This window comes from uncultured Roseibium sp., assembly GCF_947496995.1.
GTDB lineage: Bacteria > Pseudomonadota > Alphaproteobacteria > Rhizobiales > Stappiaceae > Roseibium.
In genome coordinates, this window is sequence record NZ_CANMFD010000008.1 from 137,273 (window position 1) to 157,009 (window position 19,737).

20 protein-coding genes are annotated in these 19,737 nt (G+C 59.7%); 5 read left to right on the plus strand and 15 right to left on the minus strand.

All coding sequences use genetic code 11. The features are described from left to right. Positions 1-13: 13 nt before the first annotated feature. The 10 genes from Q1B40_RS23695 to Q1B40_RS23740 all read right to left on the minus strand — a co-directional run bounded on the left by Q1B40_RS23695 (position 14) and on the right by Q1B40_RS23740 (position 10,124). A complete protein-coding gene (locus tag Q1B40_RS23695) occupies positions 14-1,168 on the minus strand; it encodes a M20 family metallopeptidase (protein WP_299820681.1) in 1,155 nt (384 codons plus the stop codon). A 321-nt stretch (positions 1,169-1,489) separates the two neighbouring features. Continuing rightward, the gene (locus tag Q1B40_RS23700; protein ID WP_299820684.1) at positions 1,490-2,416 is read right to left on the minus strand and encodes a LysR substrate-binding domain-containing protein; all 927 of its coding nucleotides are present in this window, start codon (positions 2,414-2,416) and stop codon (positions 1,490-1,492) included. Between the two features lie 137 nt (positions 2,417-2,553). After that, positions 2,554-3,465 (minus strand): dihydrodipicolinate synthase family protein, encoded by a 912-nt coding sequence (locus Q1B40_RS23705; RefSeq protein ID WP_299820687.1) that lies wholly within the window; start codon positions 3,463-3,465, stop codon positions 2,554-2,556. Positions 3,466-3,467: 2 nt separating this feature from the next. Then, positions 3,468-4,640, minus strand: a complete 1,173-nt coding sequence (locus Q1B40_RS23710; RefSeq protein WP_299820690.1) for an L-rhamnonate dehydratase — start codon at positions 4,638-4,640, stop codon at positions 3,468-3,470. Between the two features lie 13 nt (positions 4,641-4,653). Then, positions 4,654-5,676 (minus strand): 4-hydroxythreonine-4-phosphate dehydrogenase PdxA, encoded by a 1,023-nt coding sequence (locus Q1B40_RS23715; RefSeq protein WP_299820693.1) that lies wholly within the window; start codon positions 5,674-5,676, stop codon positions 4,654-4,656. Continuing rightward, positions 5,673-6,953, minus strand: a complete 1,281-nt coding sequence (locus Q1B40_RS23720; RefSeq protein ID WP_299820696.1) for a TRAP transporter large permease — start codon at positions 6,951-6,953, stop codon at positions 5,673-5,675. The genes Q1B40_RS23715 and Q1B40_RS23720 overlap by 4 nt, the downstream gene beginning before the upstream one ends. Then, positions 6,950-7,513: a TRAP transporter small permease gene (locus tag Q1B40_RS23725; RefSeq protein ID WP_299820699.1), complete on the minus strand. Its 564-nt coding sequence runs from the start codon at positions 7,511-7,513 to the stop codon at positions 6,950-6,952. Before Q1B40_RS23725 ends, Q1B40_RS23720 begins: the two co-directional genes overlap by 4 nt. Before the next feature lie 174 nt (positions 7,514-7,687). Beyond that, positions 7,688-8,671, minus strand: a complete 984-nt coding sequence (locus Q1B40_RS23730) for a TRAP transporter substrate-binding protein (RefSeq protein WP_299820701.1) — start codon at positions 8,669-8,671, stop codon at positions 7,688-7,690. A 247-nt stretch (positions 8,672-8,918) separates the two neighbouring features. After that, on the minus strand, positions 8,919-9,527 hold the full coding sequence (locus Q1B40_RS23735) for a dimethylsulfonioproprionate lyase family protein (protein WP_299820704.1): 609 nt from the start codon (positions 9,525-9,527) through the stop codon (positions 8,919-8,921). A 24-nt stretch (positions 9,528-9,551) separates the two neighbouring features. Then, a complete protein-coding gene (locus Q1B40_RS23740) occupies positions 9,552-10,124 on the minus strand; it encodes a TetR/AcrR family transcriptional regulator (protein ID WP_299820707.1) in 573 nt (190 codons plus the stop codon). A 72-nt stretch (positions 10,125-10,196) separates the two neighbouring features. Between Q1B40_RS23740 and Q1B40_RS23745 the strand changes: the two genes are divergently transcribed. Further along, on the plus strand, positions 10,197-11,240 hold the full coding sequence (locus Q1B40_RS23745; protein WP_299820710.1) for an alcohol dehydrogenase family protein: 1,044 nt from the start codon (positions 10,197-10,199) through the stop codon (positions 11,238-11,240). A 105-nt stretch (positions 11,241-11,345) separates the two neighbouring features. Here the strand turns inward: Q1B40_RS23745 and Q1B40_RS23750 are convergent, their stop codons facing one another. Both Q1B40_RS23750 and Q1B40_RS23755 read right to left on the minus strand, forming a co-directional pair. Further along, positions 11,346-12,077: a FadR/GntR family transcriptional regulator gene (locus Q1B40_RS23750; RefSeq protein ID WP_299820713.1), complete on the minus strand. Its 732-nt coding sequence runs from the start codon at positions 12,075-12,077 to the stop codon at positions 11,346-11,348. After that, on the minus strand, positions 12,053-12,733 hold the full coding sequence (locus Q1B40_RS23755) for a ribonuclease activity regulator RraA (protein ID WP_299820716.1): 681 nt from the start codon (positions 12,731-12,733) through the stop codon (positions 12,053-12,055). Before Q1B40_RS23755 ends, Q1B40_RS23750 begins: the two co-directional genes overlap by 25 nt. 393 nt (positions 12,734-13,126) lie before the next feature. Between Q1B40_RS23755 and Q1B40_RS23760 the strand changes: the two genes are divergently transcribed. From Q1B40_RS23760 to Q1B40_RS23770, 3 genes are read left to right on the plus strand one after another with little or no spacing between them, the layout of a single operon-like run. Next, complete coding sequence (locus Q1B40_RS23760; protein ID WP_299820719.1) at positions 13,127-14,125, plus strand: TRAP transporter substrate-binding protein; 999 nt, start codon at positions 13,127-13,129, stop codon at positions 14,123-14,125. 55 nt (positions 14,126-14,180) lie between these two features. After that, positions 14,181-14,696: a TRAP transporter small permease gene (locus Q1B40_RS23765; protein WP_299820722.1), complete on the plus strand. Its 516-nt coding sequence runs from the start codon at positions 14,181-14,183 to the stop codon at positions 14,694-14,696. 15 nt (positions 14,697-14,711) lie between these two features. Next, positions 14,712-15,992: a TRAP transporter large permease gene (locus Q1B40_RS23770; RefSeq protein ID WP_299820725.1), complete on the plus strand. Its 1,281-nt coding sequence runs from the start codon at positions 14,712-14,714 to the stop codon at positions 15,990-15,992. Positions 15,993-16,006: 14 nt separating this feature from the next. On the opposite strand, the gene Q1B40_RS23775 is transcribed toward Q1B40_RS23770, so the two are convergent. The 3 genes from Q1B40_RS23775 to Q1B40_RS23785 form a co-directional block, all read right to left on the minus strand. Continuing rightward, positions 16,007-16,522, minus strand: a complete 516-nt coding sequence (locus Q1B40_RS23775; protein WP_299820728.1) for a hypothetical protein — start codon at positions 16,520-16,522, stop codon at positions 16,007-16,009. 8 nt (positions 16,523-16,530) lie between these two features. Then, positions 16,531-17,259: a LysM domain-containing protein gene (locus tag Q1B40_RS23780; RefSeq protein ID WP_299820731.1), complete on the minus strand. Its 729-nt coding sequence runs from the start codon at positions 17,257-17,259 to the stop codon at positions 16,531-16,533. A gap of 324 nt (positions 17,260-17,583) precedes the next feature. Further along, positions 17,584-18,327: an SDR family NAD(P)-dependent oxidoreductase gene (locus Q1B40_RS23785; RefSeq protein ID WP_299820734.1), complete on the minus strand. Its 744-nt coding sequence runs from the start codon at positions 18,325-18,327 to the stop codon at positions 17,584-17,586. Positions 18,328-18,895: 568 nt separating this feature from the next. On the opposite strand from Q1B40_RS23785, the gene Q1B40_RS23790 reads away from it, so the two are divergent. Then, positions 18,896-19,588 (plus strand): GntR family transcriptional regulator, encoded by a 693-nt coding sequence (locus Q1B40_RS23790; protein ID WP_299820737.1) that lies wholly within the window; start codon positions 18,896-18,898, stop codon positions 19,586-19,588. The last annotated feature ends 149 nt before the right edge of the window (positions 19,589-19,737 follow it).

The window sequence follows — 19,737 nt, forward strand, 5'->3', positions numbered from 1 at the left end:
ATTGTGTGGAGGCTCAGGCGGCGGTGCGCGCCTTCGCGATGGTCATCCAGACCCCGATCCCGCGCTCGATGATCCCGTCGGGAAAATCGTAGGAGGGATTGTGCAGCGGGGCCACATCGCCCGAGCCGAGAAACAGATAGGCGCCCGGTTTCTCATTGAGCATGTAGGAGAAATCCTCCGTACCCATCTTTGGATCGCACTCCGCTTCGATGGCTTCGCTGCCGAAAGCCGACTGCACTGCCGCAAGCGCTCCGGCCAGCTGCGTGCCGTGATTGACCGTCACCGGGTATCCGCTCTGAACGTCGAAGGTAATCTCGCACCCTTTCGCGATCGCAACTCCCCTCGCCACGCGCTGCATGCGCGCAATCACATCCGCCATGGCGGCGTCGGACAGGGTTCGAATGGTACCGCCGACATGAACAGACTGCGGAATGACATTGTAGTTGGTGCCTGCGTGTATCTGGGTCGTGGAAATGACGACGGCCGCAATCGGATCGGTCTCACGCGCAACGATGGCGTTACATGCGTTGATGAAATCCATCGCCACGGCGATGCTGTCGATGCCCGTATGGGGCCAGCCCGCATGCGCGCCCTTGCCTTCGATCTTCAGGTCCCAGGCCCGGGCTGCCGCCATGACCGGCCCGGAAACGCCCGCAACCTTGCCCGCTTCAATTCCCGGCATGTTGTGAATGCCGTAGACTTCGTCGCAGTCGAACCCGTCGAACAGGCCTTCGACGATCATTTTTTCACCGCCCCCACCGAACTCCTCCGCCGGCTGGAAGATGAGAACGATCCGGCCAGGGAATTCCCGGTCGGCAGCAAGCTTTTTCGCCGCGCCGAGCAGCATGGCCATATGGCCGTCATGACCGCAGGCATGCATGACGCCGGAGCGCCTGGAAGCATAGGACACATTTGTCTGTTCTTCGATGGGCAGGGCATCCAGCTCACAGCGCAGACCGATGGATTTGCCGGCCGAGCCATTGCCTTCGATAACCGCAACCACGCCCGTGCCACCGATACCCGTTTCCGGTTCCAGGCCGAAACTCCGCAACTTTTCCGTCACATAGGCTGCGGTATCGGTTTCAACGAATTGCAGTTCCGGATTTTCGTGCAGGTGCCGGCGCCATTCCGTCGCCTCCCTGGCCAACATGTCGATATCGTCAAACATGAAATGTCCCGCCTTGAGCTGTGAAGTCCTTGAAATGAAACGACGCACGACCGGCAATCGGATCTGGAAGAGGGCTATTTATTGAGCGAATTCGATGCGTGATGCAAGCCGGACTCCAAGGTCGCAGGCGGCCGCCGTGCGGTACCGGTCCCGGAAGCGCGGCTTGACCGGTTCTTCCAGACCGTCGTCCGAAATGACGGTTTTCTATCCCCGGCGGTCCGGAAACTGCTGTCCATGCTGCGGGTGGATTCAACGCGCACCCGAGAAGAATGAGGGCACCGGAGGGCGCCGACGAGATCAGCCCCCGCAAGGCATTTGCACCTAAAACAGAGACCGCACCAGAGACACCAGCGCCTCGACTTCGGGACCGAATTCATCCTTGTTCGGGATGAGAAGCCCATAGCGGCTCATGTGCTCCTCCAGTTGCACCGGCAGGATACGGATCAGCTCGCTGTCCGAGTAGTAAGTGGCGACCGATTGCGGCAGGACGGCCAGCAGGTCGCTTTCGCCGACCGCGACGGTCGTCATCAGCATCGAGGATGTTTCCAGGCTGTAATGCGGTGCGGGCAGGTCCGCGCGGGCAAACGCCAGGTCGATGGACATCCGCATGGGACTGGGGCGCGGTTGAAGGATCCAGCTGAAGCCGTCCAGATCCTTCAGGCCGAGCCGGTCCTTCTCCGCCAGTGGATGGCCAGGCGCGGCGACGACGGCCAGTTTCTCCTGCCACAGCGGTTCGAACCGGATGCCGCTCATATCGAGGTGCTCTACGGGCCGGCCCAGCGCAAAGTCGAGTGCCCCTTCGTTGAGCCCGGCGATCAGGTTGTCGGACGTTGAAACCGTGAGGCTGATCTGCGGCCCGGAACTCGATTCCATCAGGTTCGTGAGCAGCCTGGAAACCTGTCCGGGCAAGGCTTCCATGATGGCTCCGAGCCGCACCTTCCCGTATTCGCCGCGCTGCATGGCGGACAGTTGCGCCTTCAGGCGTCCCGTTTCGGAAATGATCTGGCGGGCATGCCTGGCGACGACGACGCCATAGGCTGTTGCCTTCATGCCCCGGGACTGGCGTTCGAACAGTGTCACGCCCAGCGTTTCCTCAACCTCCTTCAGCAGCTTGGTCGCTCCCGGTTGCGAAAGGTTCAGTTCGCGCGCGGATCCGTGCAGATTCGTGGTCACTTCCAGGCTGGCCACAAGGGCGAGTTGTTTGAACCGCAGGCGAGACAGGATCGCCATGTCAAAGGTTCCATGCATATCGGTCGATCCGCTCAGTCTTCGGCGCATCCACTTTGCTCTATCCATCGAACCGGAACAATCCCGCTTGCGGAGGGTCAAATTGCACTGTCTCTTCTTTTTGAACGATCTGGGTCACGGACCCGGCGCCCTGTCGGCTATCGCCCCCAGCGCAGCACCAGCGGATCGAGCGGCCGGAGCAGGTTCAGCAGCCGGTCCCGGATGGCAGGCTGAAGCGGCTCTATCGGGTGCCGGCAGAATTCCGAACGGATAACACCACCCTCCACCATGGCGGCCTTGCAGGAGCGCCAGCCGCATTGCCGGTTCTCGTGGTTGATGGCCGGCAGGACCCGCGCATAGGCATCGGCCGCCTCTTCCGTCCGCCCCGCGTGGTAAAGTTCGATCACCGGCTTGATCCGGTCGACGATCATGCCGGAGGTCATCGAGCCGCGCGCGCCCGCATCGAGATCGGCGAGCAGGGTGATCCCCTCCTCGCCATCGAACGGCCCTTCGATGGAGTCTCCACCTTCGGCGATCAGCGCACGCAGCTTGTTGGCCGCTTGCGGGCATTCGATCTTGAACAGCTTCACCATCTCGATCTCGCACGCCATGCGCACCAGCAGAGGCACCGGCAGGTCGACGCCGGAAAGCGGCGCATCCTGGATCATGATCGGAATGCCGACGTCGCCGACGGCCCGGAACTGTTCAAAGGTCTGGTTCGCATTGCCCTTCAAAAGTGCGCCGTGATAGGGCGGCATCATCATCACGATGGCCGCACCCAGATCTTTGGCAAGGCGCGCTCGCTCGACGGCGATCCGGGTGGCGAAATGGCTGATCGTGACAATCACCGGAACCCGGCCCGCCACATGCTCCAGAGACAGCCGCGTCAAGAACTCCCGCTCCGCATCGGAGATCAGGAACTGTTCGGAAAAATTGGCGAGAATGCAGATGCCGTCGGCGCCCTGGTCGATCAGGCAGTCGAGAACGCGGCGCATTCCCTCCTCGTCGATTGATCCGTCATCGTGAAAGGGCGTCGGAGCGACAGGCCAGATACCGGAATAGCCGATCATGTTCACTCCGTGATCTCGAAATGCTGCAGGTGCTTGTCGGTGATCGAAATGCCAAGACCCGGCACCGTGTCGTCGAGCTGCAGATAGCCATCCCGCGCCTCGGGATCGCCTTCGAAGATGTAATAGAAGAGCTCGTTGCCGACCTCGACGTCATGGACCGGAAAATATTCGCTGATCGGGCAGTTCGTATTGGCCATGGTCACATGGTAGTTGTGCGCCTGACCCGCATGCGGGATCACCGGGATCTGTGCGGCTTCCGCGATCGCGTTGATCTTCTGCGCGGCGGTGATGCCGCCGACCCGGTTGGTGTCATACTGCAGGACGCTCACGGCCTTCCGGTTGACCAGCTCCGCACAGCCGATGATCGAGAATTCATGCTCTCCGCCCGAAATCGGCACGATGTTCATCGCATTGAGTTCGGCATACCCCCCGACATCGTCGGCAATCACCGGTTCCTCTAGCCAGCGCGGCTCGTATTTCGCCAGCTTCGGCAGCATGCGTTTCGCGTAGTCGAGGGTCCAGCCCATGTAGCATTCGAGCATCAGGTCGTTGTCATAGCCGATGACTTCGCGGACCGCCTCGACCCGCTTCAGGTTCTCGCGCATGCCCGGCATGCCGTCCTTCGGCCCGAAACCGAAACGCGACTTGAACGCCTTGTAACCGCCCTTCATCGCCTCTTCGGCTTCGCGCTGCATGCTCTCGATGGAGCCGGCATAGAGCTTTGAATAATAGACCGGGATCTTTTCCTTGGTGCGCCCGCCAAGCAGTTTGAACACGGGCTTGCCGACGAGTTTCCCCATCAGGTCCCAGATGGCGATGTCGATGGCGGATATGGCGGTCATGCCGATGCCCTTGCGGCCCCAGGCATGGCTTCGTCGGTACATCTTTTCCCAGATATAGGCGTAGTCGAACGGATCTTCGCCGATCACCAGAGGCGCGTACCAGTCGTCGATGGCCTTCTTGACGATGGTCGGCGCAAGGGCGGCATTGCCGATCCCCACGGTACCGTCCTCAGTTTCCACCTCACACGTCAGCCACTGGTAAAACCGGAAGGACGACATGGCGTCGCCCTTTGTCCAGAGCGCGTCGGAAGCATTGGTGCAGAAATTGCCTTGCGGCGGGACCGTCGGTCCTTTCCAGGTCCAGACGCGCGTGCGAACAGATTTGATTTTCATTTGGGAGATCCAGTCATTGGGAAATACGGGAGGAACGGCGCCGGGCCCCCATGGTGCAGGCAATGTTCCAGGCGTTGCGCATCGGGCCGACATTGGCGCAGCCCTTGCCGCGGATATCGAAGGCGGTGCCATGCGCCGGCGTGGTGACCGGAACGGGAAGGCCGCCCTGAACGGTCACACCCTGCCAGAAGCCGAGCAGCTTGATCGCGATCTGGCCCTGGTCGTGATAGAGCGTGACGACGGCATCCAGTTCCTTCGCGACCGCTTTCAGAAAGATCGTGTCTGACGGATAAGGCCCCTCGACCGGCAGGCCGAGCGCCTTCGCCCGCTCGACGGCGGGAACGATGATCTCGATTTCCTCCGTGCCGAAATTGCCGTTGTCGCCATTGTGCGGGTTGAGCCCGCAGACACCGATCCTCGGCGTTTCAATGCCCGCTTCGACAAGCGCATTATGGATCAGCCGCGAAGCCTCGATGATCTTGTCTTCGGTAATGAGATCGGCAACCTCGCGCAGGGCGACATGGCTTGTCACCCGGCTGGTCCACAGCCCTTCCATCACGTTGAGTTCCGAGACGCTGCCGTTATGGCCGAGCCTGTCGGCGAACCAGTGCAACTCATCTGATTGCCGCATGCCGGCCAGATGCAGGGATGCCTTGTTGAGAGGCGCGAACACCAGTGCATCGGCCTGACCGGTGCTGACGAGATCGAGGCCCGTGCCGAGCGTCGACAGGCAATGGGCCCCGCCCTCCGCCGTCGCCTCCGCGCGTTTCCAGCCGGTTTCCGGGGCTCGCCCCACCTGAAGAAACAGCGGTGTTCCGGAGGCTTCGGAAAGCGCTGCGGCACCGGTCACCACGTCATAGTCGAAGGACAGGCCGGCCGTCTTCATTCCCTCTTTCAGTTCGCCCTCGTCGCCGAGGATCAGGACGTCCGCCGCCTCGCGGGCCTCCTGATCGGCAAGCAGCCGTGCAACCAGCTCCGATCCGATGCCGGCGGGGTCGCCCAGTGTCAGAACCAGACGGGGTTTGGCAGGCGTCATTGGATATACTCCGTCAATGCAAGTGAAACCTGGGGAACGTAGGTGACCAGGAGCAGGATCAGCGCCAGGACCGCGATGAACGGCAGGTTGGCGCGCGACGTCTCCCAGATGCCCGCCTTGGCGATCGAGCACGAGGTGATCAGCACCGAGGCGACAGGCGGCGTCTGCTGCCCGATTGCCAGGTTCAGCGTCACCATGATGCCGAAATGGATCGGGTCGATACCGACGGCGTTGACAAGCGGCATCACCACCGGGACGACGAGAATGATCGCCGCTGCTCCATGCAGGAACATCCCGAGGACAAGCAGCAGCAGGTTCAGCAGAGCAAGCACGATGTAGGGGTTCGTGGTGATCTCGGTGATCTGCGCGGCAAGCTGCTGGGGAACCTGCGCCTGGGTCAGGAACAGGCCCAGCGCAGCGGACGTCGCCACCAGCATCATGACCACACCCGTCTGGCTGATGCCTTCCAGCATGGTCTTGCGCAAGCGGCGTATGTCCAGGTCGCGATAGATGAAGAGCCCGATCACCAGGGCGGCGAGAACCGCAAGGCCGGCCCCTTCGGTCGCCGTCACAAGCCCGGAGAAAATACCGCCGAGGATGATCACCGGCATGGTCAGCGCCCAGAAGGCTTCGCGGAAAGTCCTGCCGACATGACCGAGATCGAACCCTTCGGCACGCGGCAGATCGTAGCGCACCGCCAGTATGTAGGTCACCAGCATGAGCAGACCGCCGCCCATGACACCGGGCACGATACCGGCGACAAACAGCTTGAGCACCGAGGTTTCCGCGATCGCGCCGTAGAGGATCATCGGAATGGACGGTGGAATGATGATTGCAAGCGACGCCGAAGATGACGTGATGGCGGCCGCCAGTGTCCGCGAATAACCGCGTTTTTTCATTTCCGGGATCAGCACCGTTCCCGTTGCCGCGACATCGGCCACGGCCGAGCCGGAGATCTCCGCGAAGACCATCGAGACGCCGATGTTGACCATCCCCAGCCCGCCGCGAACAAAACCGATGAGCGCGGAAACGAAATTGATCAGCCTGACTGAAATACCCGATGTGTTCATCAGGTTGCCCGCGAGAATGAACAGCGGAATGGCGATCAGCGGAAACGAGGTCGCTCCCGAATACAGGGCGATCACCATGTCGTAGAGACGGTCGGAACCGGACGTGAGCAGGAACCCGCCGACCGAAACGATGCCGATGGCAATGGCGATCGGCACGTTGATGAGAATTAGCGCGATCAGAACGACGGTTGTCAGAAGAAGGATCATTTGCCGGCCTCCTTGAGATGCAGCGCCTGGGCGTCTTTTTCCGCCTCTGCGATTACCTGTTCGATCTCGGCATGTTCGTGATCGATGCCTGAGGCGGCATCCCGCAGGGTGCGCGGCATCGTGAGAAGTGTCCCGACGATCATCAGCACCGCGGAGATCGGGATCACGGATTGAACGATATCAAGCGTCATCCAGGGAAGGCTCAACAGGGAATCCCACTTGGCGACGGCAAGAACGGCGTTTCCGTACCAGGCAACCAGGGCGAAGTAGCCGAGGACAAGTATTTCGGAGACCAGCGCGAGCGCCACGGCCGGTCCTCGCGGAAGCGCCGCCACCAGCCCGGCAAAGGACATGTGGTGCCGCATGAAAACGGCGTAGGTCGCCCCGAAATATGTCAGCCATGCAAGCATTACGCTGGCAAGTTCGTCGTACCAGGACGGCGACCATCCAAGGTATCGCATCGTCGTGGAATAAATGACCGCCCCGGTCAGGGCGAGCAGCAATGCGATGCAGACAGCCTCGATTGCGCGCACAAGGATGCGCTCGAATAGGGCAATCATGGCTCCTCCCGGTCCATTTCGCCGGCCGGTTCTGCCCGGCCGGCTTCATTGTTATCGTGATTTAGAGCGTGTCGCGTTCAAGCGGATTGAAGGGTTCAGGAAGACGCCCGAGGTAGCGTTTGCATTACAAATGCGTTCGGGCGGTTTCCTGAGTTCAATTCAACGCGACTTGCTCTAGTTGGCAAGGCTCTGGGCGAGGCCGACCAGTTTGTCGCCGCCCTCGACCTTTGCGGCGAAAGCTTCGTAGATCGGGACGGACGCTGCAACGAAGGCAGCCTTGTCGGCCACGTTCACTTCGACGCCCGCGGCACGAACCTTGTCGACCAGTTCGCTGTCCGCCTTTTCACCCTGGGCCAGAGACCAGTCCTGAACCTCGGAAGCCACTTCGCCGACGATCGCCTTGACGCCGTCAGACATCTTGCCCCAGGTCCCGGCGCCCGTGGTGAGATAGGTCGGCGAATAGACGTGGCCGGTCAGGCTCAGATATCCCTGAACTTCCTGAAAATTGGCGCCGACGATATTCGTCAGAGGGTTTTCCTGACCGTCCATGGTGCCGGTCTGCAAGGCGACGAACACCTCCGAAAACGCCATCGGCGTCGGGTTGGCGCCCCATTCCTTGAACATCGCCACACGCCATTCCGAGGAAGGCGTACGGATTTTCAGACCGTCGAGATCGGCAGGAACGTTGATCGGTTTCTTGCTGTTGGTGATCTGGCGGAAGCCGTTTTCCCAGGTCGAGATCACATGCAGTCCGGCTGCTTCCGCCTTGGGAGCAAGCTCGGTTCTGACCAGATTCTTGTCGATGGCCTTCAGATGCTCCCGGTCCTGGACGAGGAACGGCATGTCGAACAGGGCGAATTCCGGCGCGACATTGGTCATGATGGACGAAATGAGGGTGAACTGTACCGTGCCGAGACGGAGTTTCTGCATCAGCTCCTTCTCGTCGCCGAGCTGCGCATCCGCATAGAACTCAACCTTGTCGGCATCTCCGAGGCGCTCCTGCAGCTCTTCGGCAAAGCGCGCAGCGCTTCGCCCCTGAAGACTGTTCGAGGCCGCACCGACCGCGACAATGTAGGTTTCGGCATGAACAGGCGCTGCACCGGCAATCACGACGGACGCGAGCAGGCCCGCACACAGGCTCTTGGGCGTGTATTTCATAGTGTCTCCTCCACTTGTCGGGATGTGCGGCCCGAAAACCGCAGGCACTCCCGATAAAACCTGTCTAGCGGAAAGCCCGTCATCGGAATAATGGGAATCCCGGATCAATCGATAACCAAATGGAATTGATTGTCCATTCCGTGAAAACCTTTTTGCCGCACTGCGCTCACGCAATTCAGCACACCGGATTTGGATCAAACAAGCCGCCGGGCCCGCAAAACGACCGGAGAACGCGCGCTGGACCTCCCTAAGCCTCGCCCGCGTCGCTGGAGCACAGGAACCAGAATGCGAGCAGCGGCGTATCCCCGGAGCGCATGGCGTGGTCGATGCCCGGTGAATTGTAGAAAGATCCGCCGGGCCCGGGCTCGAACCAGTTGCTGCCTCCGTGCCGGAATTCTCCCTTGCTCGCAACAAGGTAGATTTCTTCCGGCGGATGCGAATGGTTGGGATAGCGGACATGCGGCGCCAGCAGTGAAACGCCGAGCCAGACATCCGAGCGCCGCTCCATCCCGGAAGGACCGACAACAACGGCGTTTGCATGCCCTTCGGCAAAGTTCGCGCTGGCGTTCGTCATGTCGCCGGCACGGCCCCGCCAGACGAGCCCTGGCTCAAGATCGAAAAACCTGTCCAGAAGACCGCCCAAGGCCGTGCGCCCCGACCCCTGTCCCTGGAACAAACGCAGATGATCGCAAACCGGCAGTCGACGCCCGTCCTGGAAGGGAACCGGCGCTGGCTCCGCGAGCGCTCTTTCGATACGTGACAGGGCGCTGTGGCTTTCCGGTTCGCTTGCCGCTTTTGAAAACGCATCGAGGGCTGCGGTAAGGAAATCCTGCAGTGGTTTTGGGCGGCCGGTCATTTTCTTGTCCGGTCCGGGAGTATGTCAGGCAACCGTTTCGATCCGGCCGCGTTTGCCGGCAACCTTTCGGTCGCCGCCGTCATCTGCCAGCAACGCGGCGGCCAGTTGCAAGGCGCTTTCACAGGCCTCGTTCCGGTACAGAGGCCACAATTGCATCAGGCCCTCGCAAATCAGCAGCAACTCTGTCTGGTTTTCCGGAAGCTTCGCGGCCGCTGCCAGCCGCTGTGCGAATTCATGCTTGTGGCGCTGCAGAAGATGTCTCAACGCCCCGTTTTCCGGCGCTGCCGCCACAGCGGAATGAAACAGGCACCCGTGCGAGGCTTCGCTCTCCATCCACTGCCCGACCCGCCGGATGACTTCGAAAAGCGCCTCTCGCGGCGGCGCCGGCAGATCAGCAAAGATCTGCGCCAGATAGCGCTCGTGTCGAAACTCCAGGGCCGCCAGCACCATGTCGTTTCTGGAGGGATAATATTTATAGAGCGTCCTGAGACTAACCTGCGCGGCATCGCGAAGCGTCTCGATATTCGGCGCCGAAAACCCGTGCTCTGCGAAGGCACGCTCAAGGCCGGCTGCTATCCGTATCTGAAGTTCGTTCATGTTTGACAAGGTAGAATGATTGCTCTACCAAACGCAAGTAGAGTAATCATTCTACCTGAAAAGGGGCCTACAATGACATTGCCGGAGACCATGCGCGGAATAGTTCTGACGGGACATGGCGGTCCCGAGACGCTGCAATGGCGGACCGACCTCCCAGTGCCCCGGCCAGGCCCTCGGGACGTTGTGGTGCGCGTGGCGGCGGCCGGAGTGAACAATACCGACATCAACACCCGTATCGGCTGGTATTCGAAAAACGCAGCTGCGGATGACGCTTCCTGGTCGGGCGCGCCGCTGACCTTCCCCCGGATCCAGGGCGCCGACGTTTGCGGTCATATCGTTGCGGTCGGCGAGGAGGTTTCGGCGGCCCGCATCGGCGAGCGCGTCCTGATTGAGCCCTGCCTGCGCGAAGTGAACGGGGCCGAACCCCCAAGGCCATGGTATCTCGGCTCGGAATGCGACGGAGGATTTGCGGATTTCGTGCGCGTCGCATCCCGGCACGCCCACAAGATCGACAGCAGCCTCTCGGATACGGAACTGGCATCGTTTCCCTGTTCCTATTCCACTGCTGAAAACATGCTGACCCGCGCAAGGGTTCAACAGGGAGACACTGTTCTGGTGACCGGCGCATCGGGCGGCGTCGGCTCGGCTGCGGTCCAGCTTGCCAAGGCACGCGGCGCAAAAGTCATTGCGGTTACAGGTACCGCCAAAGCCGATGCGATCCGCAAGCTTGGAGCTGCAACAACGATTGGCCGGAACGACGATCCGGTTCGAGAACTCGGGTCCGACAGCATCGACGTTGTCATCGATCTGGTGGCCGGACCCGGATGGCCGGCATTGCTCGACGTCCTGCGGCCCGGCGGTCGTTACGCGGTGGCAGGCGCGATTGCCGGACCTGTCGTCGAACTGGACGTGCGCACCCTGTACCTCAAGGACCTGAGCTTTTTCGGCTGCACCGTTCTGGAACCGGAAGTCTTCGGCAACCTGATCGACAGGATCGAGCGCGGCGACATCGCCCCGCTGGTCGCAGCCACTTTCCCGCTGCAGGAAATCGCCGGGGCACAGGAAGCTTTCGGCGAAAAAAGCCATATCGGCAAGATCGTTCTTCAGGTCGAATGAAGAGGCTTTTTTCAGAAGCAAACGAGGCCTGACAGCCATACCGAACCACAGATCCCGGGTATCTCATGGCAACCTAAAAATGGGTCTTGTTTATCGAGGCTTTTATCAGCCCTCGAAAATCCGCTTTCGGGCATTCTCGACGTGGCTGCGCATGGCTTTTCTGGCAGCCTTCCGGTCGAATTTTTCGATGGCTTCGAAAATCGCATAATGCTCGGACTGGACCAGTTTCAGACGGTCCTGCGGCTTAGTCAGCGTCAGGTTTCTGGTGAGGTTCATGCCCGTGAGAATATTGGATTTCATCGACGACCTGGCCGCCACGAAATACTTGTTGTCCGCCGCATTGCACACGGCGACATGAAAGGCCTCGTCGGCCGCCACGCCCAATTCGCCGTTTTCGATACAGCGGTCCAGTTCCAGCAGCGCGTTGCGCAGCTCCGCAAGATCGTCTTCCGACCGCCGCTCCGCCGCAAGATAGGCAGCCTCGCCCTCGATGGCGGCCCTGAACTCGAATGTGCGTTGAATATCGGCGATTGACCCGACAGGCGCAAAATCGCGGACCGCGCCTTCCGGGCGGCGTTTTACATAGGACCCGGACCCCTGGCGCGAGACGACCACGTCATCCTCTCGCAACTGCTTCAGCGCCTGGCGCAGCACCGGCCGCGAGACACCAAGCTCCTCGGAGAGCGTCTGTTCGGTCGGCAACTTGCCTCCGACGGGAATATCCCCGTCCATGATCTTGGCAAGAATGTTCTCATACGCCCTGTCGGAGAGCGTCTTGTCGCGAACCTGCCCCTCGGCTGCCGCAAGCGCGATTACCTGCTTCTTTCGTGCCGCCAAGACTTGAACCTCTCCTTTGTCGAGGCGTCGGTCGGGGGATATAGCCCGAATGTCGACTCCCCTTGCTGCACCCGTTCCAGGACGAAATCTTCAAAGACGGTCATCTCCGCCGCTTCGTTCGCCACCTCGTTTGCCATATGATCGGGTATGCAGACAACGCCTTCATTGTCCCCGACGATGATATCTCCGGGAAAAACCGCGACCCCTCCACAAGCGATCGGATCGTTTATGGCAACGGCATGATGTTTGGTCAGGTTGGTCGGCGCACTGGGTCGGGTGTGATAGGCCGGCATCTCCAGCTGCGCGATTTCCGGCGTGTCCCGGAATCCTCCGTCGGTGACGATCCCGCTGCATCCCAGGGACTGAAGCCGTGTCGCCAGGATGCATCCCGCGGACGCGGCTGACGCATCGGCGCGGGAATCGATCACGAAAACCGCTCCTTCCGGACATTCCTCAACACCCTTGCGCTGCGCATTCTCGCGATTGGCGAAGGTTTCGAGATGATCCAGATCTTCCCGGGCCGGAATATACCTCAGCGTATAGGCAAGCCCGACCATGTTCGGACCAGGGCGCAAACGCTGCGGCCCCTGCAGAAAAATATTCCTCAATCCATGCTTGAACAGAACGGTTGTCAGTGTCGCCGTGCTCACGTTCATCAGTTTTTCGTGTGTTTGTTTGCTCAAACCCGCCACAGGAGACACTCCGATATTTGCAGAACAGGATACGCCTTGTCCCTTTGAAGAGATATTCGCCCCAATCCTATTTGTCAATTATTTGTAAAAATTTGTATCGCAACGCATGCTCTCCCATGGCTTTTCCCGATGGCCTGAGGCGCACCAGAAAAGGACGCCGCAGCCACTTCGGAAGACCACTGAATGATCTAGGACCCTGGCTCGACGCTAGAGCAGTCTTGATCGCCAGTCCGAAAATTACTCCCTCATTTCAATCGGTTGAAAAGAAAAATCGCGGAAATTTGTCTGATTAATTTTTTAACTTGTAAATATTTGTAAAATAAATATCGTCTACGGAGGTCAAACAGGGAGGAACCGATGACCAAATTCAAATCTCTCAAATTAGCCATGCTTCTTGGATCCGTCGTTGCGGCGTCGCTCGCAATCCCGGCGCTTGAAGCCGAAGCACGCGAACTGCGCGGCTGGAATATCCATGTGGAGGACTACCCGGTCTCGCACGGCATGGAAGCCTTCGCGAAGGAACTCAGCGAGAAGACCGACGGTGAACTGACCGCCAAGATCTTCCACTCCGGCGTTCTGGGCTCACAGCCCGATGCCATCGAACAGACCCGCCTCGGCGTCATTGATTTCGGCGTCTTCAGCCTCGGGCCGATGGGCCAGGTCGTACCGGAGGCCAATGTCGTCTCCCTGCCCTTCATCTTCAAAAGCGTACCGCAGATGTACGAACTGATGGACGGCGAACCCGGCGCTGCCCTGAGCAAGGGGCTGGAAGCAAAAGGCCTGATCGCTCTCGGTTATTACGATGCGGGTGCACGGTCATTCTATACATCCGTGAAGCCCATCGAGGAGCCCAAGGACATCACGGGCATGAAGATACGGGTGATGAACAACGATCTGTTCGTCGGAATGGTCGATTCCATGGGTGGCAACGCAACCCCGATGGCCTTTGCCGAAGTCTATCAGGCCATCAAGACCGGTGTCGTCGACGGCGCGGAGAACAATCCTCCGTCCTACGAATCCACCAACCATTTCGAAGTTGCCAAATATTACTCGCTCACCCAGCACCTCATCATTCCCGAGTGCCTGTGCATGAGCAAGAAAACCTTCGACTCCCTGACACCGGAACAGCAGGAAATCGTCAAGGTCGCCGGCCGCAACAGCACCGAGCTGCAGCGCAAGCTCTGGCAGGAACGCGAAGCTGCCAGCATGGCCAAGGTTGAAGGTGGCGGCGTCGCCGTGAATTCCATCGCCGACAAAGCAGCCTTTCAGGCAGCCATGGCTCCGGTCTATGAGCAGTATCTTGCGCAGAACCCTGAACTGACCGAGCTGGTCAACATGTTCAGAAACGCGCAATAACAATGGGACGGGCCGTGCTCACTCCTCCGGCACGGCCCGCCACCGGGAGAATGAAATGACGCATTTCAGGGATTTTGCGGACCGCCTGGAAACAGGGCTGACCCGTCTCAAGAATGTCTGTGTGTTTATCGGGTCGGTCGCGCTTGTCGTTCTCGTGGCCACTTTCGGCTGGCTGGTGTTCGGCCGCTATGTCCTCAATTCGACACCGACCTGGGTCGAGCAACTGGCCCTTCTCCTCATCTGCTACATCACCTTCCTGGGCGCCGCAGTCGGCATTCACGAACAGTCGCATCTCGGCGTCACGTTTTTGCGCGATGCGCTGCCGCCAAAGGCAAGACAGGTTCTGCTGCTGCTGACCGACCTGGCTCTGGCGATTTTCGGAGGCGTCATGCTCGTCGCCAGCCTGGAACTTTTCGAGTTCGGCTGGGCGACCCTTCTTCCGATGCTGAACATCCCGGAGAGTATTCGCACCGCTTCGGCGGTCGCCTGTGGTGGGCTCATCGTCATTTTCGCCGGTTCGCGTTTCGTCCTGAGAGGCCTCAGCACCCTGCGCGGCGAGATCTCCGAATAAAAAAGGTCTTTGAATATGGGTCTCGCAATCCTGCTGGGTGTGTTCGGCATAAGTGTCTTGTTCGGCGTCCCGGTCGCCTTCGCCATGGGCATCTCCGCGGCTGCCGCCTTCTGGTACGAGGGCTTCCCTCTGCTGATGACGTTCCAGCGCTCCATTTCCGGCATCGCGTCCTTTTCCCTGCTTGCCATCCCTTTCTTCATCTTCGCAGGTGAGTTGATGCTCCACGGCGGCATTGCCGCCCGCCTGGTCCGGTTTGCGTCCACCCTCGTCGGCCACGTTCGCGGCGGCCTCGCCATGGTGAACATTTCCTCCAGCATGCTGTTCGGCGGCATTTCCGGGTCGGCCATCGCCGATATTTCCGCGCTCGGCTCCCTGCTGATCCCGGTCATGAAGGAAAAGGGCTACCGCCCGGACTATGCGGTCAACGTCACAGTGACCTCGTCCATCGCAGGCATTGTCATTCCGCCCAGCCACAACATGATCATCTTCGTTGTCGCCGCCGGCGGCGGGATATCCATTTCCAAGCTGTTCCTGGCGGGCGTCATCCCAGGCATCCTGATGTGCCTGTGCCTCGCCGTCGCCGCCTATGTGGTGGCGGTCAAACACAATTACGGCTCCGAGCCTTTTCCGGGCTGGCGCGCTGTGGCGCGATCCGCCGTCAGCGCCATACCCGGCCTGATCACGGCGGTCATCATTGTCGGCGGCGTCTTGTCCGGCGTCTTCACCGTGACGGAGTCCGGAGCCTTCGGAGCGATCTACGCCCTCGCCCTGACAGCCATTGTCTACAGAACCCTCGGCTGGAAGGAATTCGTCGTCTGCGTAACGTCCTCGCTGCGCACCACGGCGATGGTGATGATCCTGATCGGCTTTGCCAGTTCGTTCGCCTATCTGCTCGCTCTCTACCAGGTCCCGACGAAACTGAGCACGTTCCTCCTGGCGATCTCGGAGAACAAGATCGTCATTCTGTTGCTGATCAACCTGATGCTTCTGGTGCTCGGCATGATCATGGACATGGCTGCCCTTATCCTGATCTGCACGCCGATCTTCCTGCCAATCGCCAGAGAACTCGGCATGGATCCGGTGCAGTTCGGCATCATGATGCTGGTCAACCTGGGTCTGGGACTGTGCACACCGCCCGTCGGCACGTGCCTGTTCGTCGGCTGCGCCGTCGGCAAGATCAGGATCGAGGACGCACTCAAATCGATCTGGCCGTTCTACCTGGCGCTTTTCGTGGCGCTCATGCTGATCACCTACGTCCCCGCCTTCTCCCTGTTCCTGCCGTCGCTGTTCGACTGAGGCCGCTAGGCGATCTACTGCAGCCGGAAATCGGGCGTTCCGATTTCCGGTGCCGGGAAATCATTGGCTTCCATACTCGTGACGGACGGGGCGGCCTCCGGCGCGGAAAATTCAAGAACATTGCCCTCAGGGCCGATATTGTCGACGGCAAGGTCTCCGTTCAGAAACAGACGATTGCCGTCGCAGAACAGGGGCCGCGCCTGTCCGTACTCGAAACTCTGCATGAGAGCGAATTCCGGATCGATGACGACAATCCGCGACTGACCGCGCGGCGTTACTGCTCCCCGCACCAGTTCGCGGACATCGAGCACCGGGTAGGCCCCCTCGCCGATCGTCAGATTGCAGACATGGCTCAGATGCGTCAGTAGACGCCCGTCAACCAGAACACCCTGCCCGAGTAACGCATCGGCGATCGCGCTGCGTTCATCGGGAAAAGACGCAGCGGTTTCTGCGGTGGAAGGCGTACCGTCCGCCGCGGCATTGCCGGCCAGCAGGCCCGCTGCCAGCAGATAAACGGTCAATCGTCGCATCGGTCGCCTCATTTCGTCTTGTTCCGTTTCAGTTTGGGGAACACCGTGCCGATCAGGTAGTCAAGCTTGGCCTTGTAGTTCACGTCACCGCCGCCATTGTACCGCTCTGCCATCTTTTCGGTGGTGAATTTACGCCAGCCCGTAATCACCAGCCTGATTTCGGCCTTGTAATAATCGAGTTTCTGGCCGATCTGCAGCTTCGTGGGGTCGACGGACGGATTGCTTTGCCTGAGCTCGGTGACGGTCGTTCCGATTTTCTTTGCGATCCGTTCAAAGTTGTCGTTGGCCTGCACCGCATAGGTATGCTTGGCCGTATCCTTGGTGTCGCGGATCGATTTGTGGTCGTAGGTCGCCATGCGGGTATAAAGATATGCAATGCCTGCCCGCAGATTGACGTCAGGTGTATTGATCTTGTCCGCCTTGATATCGCCCTTCAGCGTCGCACTCATGATAAGGGACGATCCTTCCTTCTCGTTCTTGAGAACGTCGTAGGCAGGATCTCCCTTGTTGCCTATCTGAAAGGGCCGCGTGGTCCAGGCAGGATTGTCCGGCCCGCCGCTTTCCGTCCACAGCATGGCCTTTATGTAAAGCCAGCTGGGCGATAGAAAATTGGGCGTCTTGTTCAGGCGCGAGCTGTAGGCTTCTACTTCCTTCTGGATCGAACCGTCATATTGGTCCCACCGCACGTCGTCGATGCCTTTTTCGACCGTGTCGATCCACTTTTGGGAGAGTGACATGCGCTATCCGCCAATATGTTTTTTAAAAAAGACAATTCAAAAGAATGCATTCGGAAAATCCAGGAAATACTACCATTAGTTTATGAAAATGAACATACAATCTTTTTAGACAATTACCCCCGATTGCGAGCAGCTCTCCGCTTGACCCGATTTTCGGAGATCAGGGGTCTTTAAACGCAAAAAAACCGGCCTTGATACCAGCCGTACCTACGGTTGGCATCAAGACCGGTTGACGTGATCCGCCCACACCTGGCGGATCACATATTTCCGTTCGTCACAGCAGGAGGCAGCTTATGGCAAGACTGTCTCCACATTCATTCATGATCAGCTGAAAAGCATGCCGCCGTTGATATCGACATTGGCGCCGGTCATGAAAGCGGAATCCTCGCAGGCCAGGAACAAGACGAGATTGGCAACATCGACCGGCGTCCCCTGACGTTTCACCGGTGTCGCGGCTTCGACGTTGCGGCGGACCTCGTCCTTGGTGAAGATGTTGTGGAAGTCGGTGTCGATCATCCCCGGGCACAGCGCGTTGACGCGGACGTCGGGACCCAGTTCCTTGGCAAGGCCGCGGGTCATGGTCATGATGGCGCCCTTCGAGGTCGCATAAGCCACCGCACCCGGGCCTCCGCCGTCGCGTCCCGCCTGGCTGGCGATGTTGACGATGGCTCCCGATTTCAGATGAGGCAGGCAGGCCTTGATCATCAGGAACGTGCTGGTCAGGTTCAGGTCCATGACCGCCTGCCAGTGCTCAAGAGACATCTCGGACAATTTCTTGCGCGCGATCAACCCACCGGTGTTGTTGACCAGGACGTCCACGCCGCCGAAGGTCTCGACCGTCTTGGCAACCAGCGCATCGACATCGGCCTGGGTGTTTAGGTCGCCCTGAAGCGCAAACGCCTTTCCGCCCTGCGCCTTGATCGCCTCCACGGTGGCATCCGCGCCCTTGCTGCTGGAGAAATAATTGATGGCGACATTCGCGCCTTCTTCCGCCAGCTTCACTGCGCAGGCACTGCCGATATCCCGGCCGCCGCCGGTAACGATTGCTGTCTTACCCTTGAGTTTCATTTCATTTCCTTCTTACCGCATCACTGTCAGTCGTTGTTTCGACATTGAAAATCCCTGGGACGGCGATCTGACTTGAAGCTTGTGGTCTCGCGCTGTTCACTCGTTCTCGCTCTTTATGGCTCCCGCGCTTCGAAAGTGCGAAAGCTGTCGTCGCTTTGCCCCTCAGAAACGGTGAAGACCCGCAGGGAGCGAACAGCGGAAACCGGACAGCGACATTACGAACCGACCCCGCATCGCTTTGAGGCCGCTCATATTGAACCGGTGCTGGCCCGCATGCGCCTGGTCTTCGAGGTATCGTCTCAGACTGTCTATCGGCTGACCTTCAACCGACCGGCCGTCAATCCGCCATATCCCGATCGGACAGCTCCAGTAGCCGCGCCTGGCGATCAGGTCTGATCGCAGCGACACGGCGCCTGACAACTTATTTCTAGTATACTAGTCTGAAATCTGGAATACTAGTCCAAATTTCACTCGTCTCGAGTTGGCTGCTCGGTTGCAAGATTGGGACAGGTAACTGGTTTCAGAGGCGAAATGCGCCTATTGATCCCGGGCGTCGGAGGAAAATGGAATGGTGCAATTGAAACAGACGAGCGACCGGAGGCCGCGTGTCGACGAGATCTTCGACTACCTCTACGACGAGATCGGATCGATGCGTCTGAAGCCGGGAGACCGGATTTCCGAAGCCGATATCGCCGCAAAATTCGGTGTCTCCCGACAGCCCGTCAGGGACGCCTTCAGCCGCCTGGAAAGCCTCGACCTCCTGCTGATCCGACCGCAAAGAGCGACCGAAGTCAGAAGGTTCTCGTCGCGGGAAATCGAAAAATCGCGTTTCGTGCGCGCAGCCGTGGAAAAAGAAGTCCTGGACCTGGCCGCCCGGCGGTGCGATGCCGCTGGTGCCGCCTTGCTGAACGACTGCATTGCCGCGCAGCGCAAGGTCATTGCGGACAAGAACTACGAAGCCTTTGGTGACCTCGACTACGCGTTTCACCAGGCGCTTTGCCGGATCGCCCGGGTCGATTTTGCCTTTGATGTGATCTCCGCCGAAAAGGCAAAAGTTGACCGCCTGTGCACACTCGGCCTGGCCAAACAGGACAGGATGCCCCAGCTGCTCAAGGATCATGAGATGATCGCCGAGGCAGTGAAAGCCCACGACAGCAGCGCAGCCATCGCAGCCGGCGTCCTTCACCTCTCCCGTCTGGATTCCACGATCGCGCTTATCTCGGCAGACAACTCGAACTATTTCGAGCCGGAGCAAGACTGAACACCTGACTTCCGAATTCGCGTTGCAGTCTGATGAATGAGTTCGTCAGAGGAGGCGCCTGCTTCTCCCTGCTGTACGTCAAACGCAAAAGCCCCCTTGGACGGATCCGAGGGGGCTTTTTGATTTGGTTGCGGGAGCAGGATTTGAAC

Bases quoted from the DNA above. Each gene is read 5' to 3' on its own strand.
- Q1B40_RS23710 (WP_299820690.1), bottom strand. From the start codon at position 4,640: ATGAAAATCAAATCTGTTCGCACGCGCGTCTGGACCTGGAAAGGACCG.
- Q1B40_RS23765 (WP_299820722.1), top strand. From the start codon at position 14,181: ATGACGCATTTCAGGGATTTTGCGGACCGCCTGGAAACAGGGCTGACC.
- Q1B40_RS23740 (WP_299820707.1), bottom strand. From the start codon at position 10,124: ATGAACGAACTTCAGATACGGATAGCAGCCGGCCTTGAGCGTGCCTTC.
- Q1B40_RS23725 (WP_299820699.1), bottom strand. From the start codon at position 7,513: ATGATTGCCCTATTCGAGCGCATCCTTGTGCGCGCAATCGAGGCTGTC.
- Q1B40_RS23790 (WP_299820737.1), top strand. From the start codon at position 18,896: ATGGTGCAATTGAAACAGACGAGCGACCGGAGGCCGCGTGTCGACGAG.
- Q1B40_RS23720 (WP_299820696.1), bottom strand. From the start codon at position 6,953: ATGATCCTTCTTCTGACAACCGTCGTTCTGATCGCGCTAATTCTCATC.
- Q1B40_RS23760 (WP_299820719.1), top strand. From the start codon at position 13,127: ATGACCAAATTCAAATCTCTCAAATTAGCCATGCTTCTTGGATCCGTC.
- Q1B40_RS23730 (WP_299820701.1), bottom strand. From the start codon at position 8,671: ATGAAATACACGCCCAAGAGCCTGTGTGCGGGCCTGCTCGCGTCCGTC.
- Q1B40_RS23700 (WP_299820684.1), bottom strand. From the start codon at position 2,416: ATGCATGGAACCTTTGACATGGCGATCCTGTCTCGCCTGCGGTTCAAA.
- Q1B40_RS23770 (WP_299820725.1), top strand. From the start codon at position 14,712: ATGGGTCTCGCAATCCTGCTGGGTGTGTTCGGCATAAGTGTCTTGTTC.
- Q1B40_RS23695 (WP_299820681.1), bottom strand. From the start codon at position 1,168: ATGTTTGACGATATCGACATGTTGGCCAGGGAGGCGACGGAATGGCGC.
- Q1B40_RS23715 (WP_299820693.1), bottom strand. From the start codon at position 5,676: ATGACGCCTGCCAAACCCCGTCTGGTTCTGACACTGGGCGACCCCGCC.
- Q1B40_RS23780 (WP_299820731.1), bottom strand. From the start codon at position 17,259: ATGTCACTCTCCCAAAAGTGGATCGACACGGTCGAAAAAGGCATCGAC.
- Q1B40_RS23705 (WP_299820687.1), bottom strand. From the start codon at position 3,465: ATGATCGGCTATTCCGGTATCTGGCCTGTCGCTCCGACGCCCTTTCAC.
- Q1B40_RS23735 (WP_299820704.1), bottom strand. From the start codon at position 9,527: ATGACCGGCCGCCCAAAACCACTGCAGGATTTCCTTACCGCAGCCCTC.
- Q1B40_RS23755 (WP_299820716.1), bottom strand. From the start codon at position 12,733: ATGAACGTGAGCACGGCGACACTGACAACCGTTCTGTTCAAGCATGGA.
- Q1B40_RS23785 (WP_299820734.1), bottom strand. From the start codon at position 18,327: ATGAAACTCAAGGGTAAGACAGCAATCGTTACCGGCGGCGGCCGGGAT.
- Q1B40_RS23745 (WP_299820710.1), top strand. From the start codon at position 10,197: ATGACATTGCCGGAGACCATGCGCGGAATAGTTCTGACGGGACATGGC.
- Q1B40_RS23775 (WP_299820728.1), bottom strand. From the start codon at position 16,522: ATGCGACGATTGACCGTTTATCTGCTGGCAGCGGGCCTGCTGGCCGGC.